This window comes from Ottowia cancrivicina (assembly GCF_029813755.1).
Taxonomy (GTDB): Bacteria; Pseudomonadota; Gammaproteobacteria; order Burkholderiales; family Burkholderiaceae_C; genus Ottowia; species Ottowia massiliensis.
On sequence record NZ_JARVII010000047.1, the window covers coordinates 1 to 4582 of the forward strand.

Sequence of the window (4582 nt, forward strand, 5' to 3'; positions counted from 1 at the left end):
TCGGCTTTGAGTTGCAGGCGGCCCGCCGGGTCGCTGTAGCGGGTCAGCGCGTGCGGCTGGCTTGCGTCTTCGTAGCCGTAGGCCGCTTGTGTGCCAGCAAAGCGACCAGCATCCCAGCTGGCGCGGGCAAGATGCAACGAAGGCCATATTGGCAAACAAAATGCCATCAGCGCCAATAAATATGCGCGAAGGCTCTTTTTATGCATCACTATCGAGTATTAGACTTCGTTATCCACCACCTTATCCATTAGATAAGCACCAGCAAATCTAGTCAAGTAAAAGTTTAGACAACCCCGTCGGATCTTCGTCGCGCCCCTGCCAAGAAAAATCATCCTTATTCATGATATCGTTTATATATAGATACACAACCAATTCCGCAAAGGACAAGAAACGCACTGAATATGGCGCATTAACATCAAAATAGCAAGCCTCCCACTCGCCATCATCCGACCTAACCAGCGGATTTATCAACATAAAGACATGTCCACCAATAAATCTATAGTTGGCGACCACCCAGCTACAAAAATGCGCCTGATATGATGGCATATAATCTTGTTCTATCGAATAATTGCGATAGTCACCAGCTGCCAGAGTCAATGGAGTCGTCAATTCCCAATTTTCTTCCAAGACGAACTTGCCAATTGAATGACAGAAAGCGAGACATTCCACTGCATCTGGATTTCTCAAATTGAAAAACTCACTGTTATCTACGCTGACCACCGGCATAAACCTTTTTTCACCCAATGCTCTCCATGCGGCCATGAAATGCTTGTAGCTCGCAGGCGCATCAATCGGAAAATTTCTGACGTAAGCATCAAGTTCAAAATTCTTTTTATATTCCAGCTGGATACCTTTTTTATTTTGCCAAGCAATCAAGAACTCTACCCATGCAGCAGGAGTTCCCTTGTATCCAGAGTACCCTAATTTCTTCATAAAACCTCCTTTATTCAAAAAAGTGGATGTTTTGCACCGTGTTTATCAATAAAATAAGACGGGACTAAGGGATTAGCAACGCTGATAAACGGTTTACCCACTGATATGTTAGCGCGACTGTAAAAATTTTTAAGCAGCTTTCCTTGTCTATTGGATTCGTGTTGTGGCAATAGTTGCAATGATACAGAATCATTTAGATAATTAGCATGCCCTCCATTTAGCGTTGACGCAAAAGGATATTCGTCGCATGACAATTTATCTCCCTTCACCCCCCGATTACAAGGGTAATATTTGTTATACCACCCCCTCTTATGGCCAGCCCCTCGTATAAGGAATGATGACGTATATCCAGCCCCTGATAAGGTATTGCCGAACCCATGCAACGAGGCCCAAATATGCATCGCGTGACCAACCAATTCAATTCCATGCGAGACAAGCGGAACCTTTCTGATATAGCATTTTCTTTTAGATGCCATGCAATGTGTTGCCAACCCTTCAAACAGTATATTCATGTACAAATTTCCCTTTGGCATTACCAATGAGGCGCCCTGCTTGGGCACTAATGCTTCAATAATAGGCGACAGTAATGCACTGGAGAACATGTCTGCCACCTCCATTCTGACCCATGACATTGCCATCATGCTGGCCATATTTCCAATACCACTCATCATTCCTCCCAGCGAGAAATTCCCGCTCGGATCAATATGATTAACCGGATCCGCATTGCCATACAGATACTTGTTCAGCGTCAGCGGAATGCTCTGGCTGCCCGGGTGTTCGTCCATCGAGATGAAGCGCCCCGTTTTCGGGTCGTAGTCCCTGGCCCTGAGGTGGTATAGCCCCGTGGCGCTGTCGTAGCTCTCGCCCGTGTAGCGGTGCCGCGTGGGGCTGGCTGGATCCGGGTTTGACTCGTTGCCGAACGCATCAAAGTCCAGCGTTTCGATGATTTGGCCGCTCTCGTCAGTGATCAGCCTCGCGCTGCCTTGGCCGTCTTCGTAGACGTGCAGCGTTTTGCCTTGTCTTTGTTCGCTGATGAGTTGCCCTACGCCATCGGGGGTGTGCGTGTAGCGCGTTTCTTGCCATGCGCCGCCGTTTTGGCGGCTCCTCTCCAGCACGATTTCGCTGTAGGGGCGGGCGGTGTCCAGGATCCATTGCGTTTCCTGTTTTTGACCGCCTGCCTCCCGGGTGCGGCTGATGCGCCGGCCTAGCGCGTCGTAGCCGTAGCGGATGCTGGTGCTGCCGTCGCTGGCTTTGAGCAGCCGGTTGTCGCTGCTCCATTCGTAGCGGATGGTGGCCGATGGCGTGCTCTTTTCGAGCAGGTTGCCCCGGCCGTCCCAGCGGTAGGTGGTTTTGGGGCCTGTGGCCGCTTGTTCTTCTGTGAGCTGGTCCAGGCTGTTGTAGGCGTAGAGGGTTTTTTGGCCGTCGCAGTCTTTTTCCACTCGGTTGCCTACGCTGTCGTAGGCGTAGCGGCAGACGCTGGTTGCGCCCTGGGTGGTGATGCTTTCCTTGGTGAGTTTGCCGTCGGCGTCGTATTCCCAGCTTTTGTTTGTGGTTTGGCCACCGGTTTCTTCCGTGGCGCGGGTCAGCCGGCCTTTGGCGTCGCGCTGGTAGCTGTATTGGGCCAGGGCGCTGCCGTCGGCTTTTTGGTGGCGGATTTGGGCCAGGCGCCCGGCCGCGTCGTAGCTGTAGTGGCTGCTGGCGCCGTTGGCGCGTTTGATTTGGCTCAGGCGCCCGGCCGCGTCGTGGCTGAATTGGGCGCTGCCTTGGCCGCTGGCCAGGCTTTGCAAGCGGCCGCCTGCGTCCCAGCGGGTTTGGAGGGTGTGTTCGCCTTGGCCGGCAAAGCTTGCGCTCAGTTGCGTGCGCTGGCTGGCTGCGTCCCAGGCGGCAGCGCTTTGGCCGTGCGGGCCGGTTTCGCTGGTTTGGCGGCCCAGCGCGTCCAGTGTTTGCTGGATTAATCCGCGCTGGCTGTCGCTCCAGCTGGCTGCTCTGCCATGAGCGTCGTAGCCGATTTGCAGTGTGCCGTCCGGGCGTGTCTGGCCTGTGGCGCGTCCTTGGCTGTAGCTGTAGCTGATTTGCGTGCCATCCAATTGCTGTTGGACGGTGAGGTTGCCGTCGGCATCATGGATCAGCTTCTCCTGGCTGCCGTCTGGCAGGCGGCGGCTGGTTCGGCGTCCGCCCAGGTCGTAGCCGTAGTGGGTGGTTCTGCCCAGGGCGTCGGTTTGGCTCAGCAGCTGGCCGGCTTCGTTCCATTCGTAGCGGGTGGCTGCGCCGCTGGGCAGGGTGGTTTGGATCAGGCGTGCGGCGCTGTCGTAGGCGTAGCGTTGGCTGTGGCCGGTTTCGTCGGTGTCGGCGGTTTTTTGGCCCGCTGCGTCCCAGGCGCTGCTGCTGACGGCGCCGCCTGGCCAGCGGGTGCGCACTTTTCTGCCGGCGCTGTCGTAGTCGTAGGCGGTTTGTTTGCCGTCGGCTGCCGTGATGCTGGCGATTTGGCCCGCTTCACTGTAGGCCGTGCGCTGGCTGTGGCCCAGGGGGTCGGTGGTTTTGACGATGCGGCCTGCTGCGTCGTATTCGTAGCGGGTTTTGCGGCCCAGCGCGTCCTGGCTTTCGGTGAGCTGGCCTGCGGCGTCGTATTGGTTGCGGCTGATGCCGCCTGCGGCGTCCACGGTTTCGATGGCGCGGCCCAGTGCGTCGTAGCGCGTTTGTTCGCACAGGCCCGGGTTGCCTGGGCCGGCAGCGGTGCAGCTTTGGGTTTCGCGCCCTTCGGCATCGTGGCTCCAGCTGTCGATGAGACCGTCCGGGTGTTCGGTTTTTTCTTTTTCGCCACGGGTGTTGTAGCTGTGGCGGGTGATCAGGCCCAGCGGGCTGGTTTGTTTGATGAGATCGCCTGCGGCGTTGTAGTCGCTGCGGGTGATGTGGCCCAGGGGGTCGGTTTGGGCGGTGATGCGCCCTTGTGCGTCATGGGCGGTGCGGCTTTGCGCTTCTTGCGCGGCCTGGCCCGCTTGCAGCCGGATGGCGGTGCTTTGCGCGCTGATGCGCCCTTGCGCGTCTCGCGTGTAGGTGGTTTGGGCGCCGTCCGGGGCGGTCTGGCTGGCAAGCTGGCTGGCGCCGCCTGTCAGGGCGTAGCCGTAGCGGGTGGCGCGCCCCAGGGGGTCGGAGAGGCTGAGCAGGCTGCCTTTTGGGGTGTAGTTCAGGTGGCTGACGCCGCCGCCGGGCTGGGTGAGGCTGGCCAGCTCGCCTGCGCCGCTGTAGCCGTAGAGGGTGTTCAGACCGCCGGGCTGGCGCTGTTCGGTGACGTTGCCGCTGGCGTCGTAGGCGGTGCTGCTTTGCCGCCCCAGGGGGTTGGTTTCACGGGTGACGTTGCCGTAGGCGTCGTATTCGCGCCGCGTGGTGCGGCCCAGCGGGTCGGTGACGGCGGTTTCGTTGTCGTTGGCGTCGTATTGGTAGCGGGTGATGCCGCCTAGCGCGTCGGTGATTTGCGTGACGTTGCCGCGTTCGTCGTAGTCGTAGACGGTGGTGTGGCCCAGCCGGTCTTTGACGCTTTGGCGCCGCTGGCTGTCTTGGTGGCTGATGCTGACGCTTTGGCCCAGGGCGTCGGTTTGTTTGATGACGCGCCCCTGGCTGTCGTATTCGGCTTTGAGTTGCAGGCGGCCCG

2 protein-coding genes are annotated in these 4582 nt (G+C 58.0%); both read right to left on the minus strand.

All coding sequences use genetic code 11. The features are described 5' to 3' along the window. Positions 1 to 267 precede the first annotated feature (267 nt). Positions 268 to 933, minus strand: coding sequence for a hypothetical protein (locus QB898_RS12780; protein WP_279525257.1), 666 nt, complete (start codon positions 931 to 933; stop codon positions 268 to 270). A gap of 14 nt (positions 934 to 947) precedes the next feature. Beyond that, on the minus strand, positions 948 to 4582 hold a 3635-nt coding region (locus QB898_RS12785), incomplete at its 5' end, for an RHS repeat-associated core domain-containing protein (RefSeq protein ID WP_279525258.1).